This is a genomic window from Oleiphilus sp. HI0080 (genome assembly GCF_001635135.1).
Map to the genome: position 1 here is coordinate 1 of NZ_LWFU01001169.1, position 631 is coordinate 631.

Below are 631 nucleotides of genomic sequence, written 5' to 3' on the forward strand. Positions count from 1 at the left end.
AAATGGAGCTTACCAAGATGGTGAGCACACCAGTTATTCAGTTATTGGTGGCGTTGTCGGTTTCTATTTTGATTTGGCTGGCTCTTGCTCCGGACGTTCGAGGAGATATGACCGCGGCGACGTTTGTGGTCATTATTACTGCCGCCTCTACGATGGCTAAGCCAATTCGACAGCTGACACAGATTAACGAGAAGATTCAGCGTGGAGTTGCAGCCGCCCGTGATTTATTTGCAGTCATGGACGCCGACCCTGAGGAAGACAAAGGCGAAAAGGTACTCGAAAAGGTGACGGGGCGAATCGAGTTTAAAGACGTTCGTTTTCGATATCCGACAAGTGAACAAGACGTGCTCAAACAGTTCAATCTGACAATAGAGCCAGGACAAACTGTCGCGTTGGTGGGGCGTTCAGGGAGCGGTAAATCCACCGTGGCCAATTTGTTGCCCCGATTTTACGAGCCCTCCGCAGGAAGTATTGAGTTGGATGGCGTGCCCTTGGCTGACTATACTCTGCGCTCTCTGCGTGACCAGATAGGCTTGGTGACACAGCATGTCACGCTGTTTAACGACACCATCGCAAACAACATTGCCTATGGCAATCTTAAAGGCGCGCCAGAAAGCGAGTTGCAGGCGGT

Annotated in this window: 1 protein-coding gene; it reads left to right on the top strand. The window is 51.0% G+C overall.

Annotated elements, in window-relative coordinates; genetic code table 11:
* Positions 1-17: 17 nt before the first annotated feature.
* The coding region (locus tag A3751_RS20845) for an ATP-binding cassette domain-containing protein (RefSeq protein ID WP_197466578.1) at positions 18-631 on the top strand (614 nt) is incomplete at its 3' end.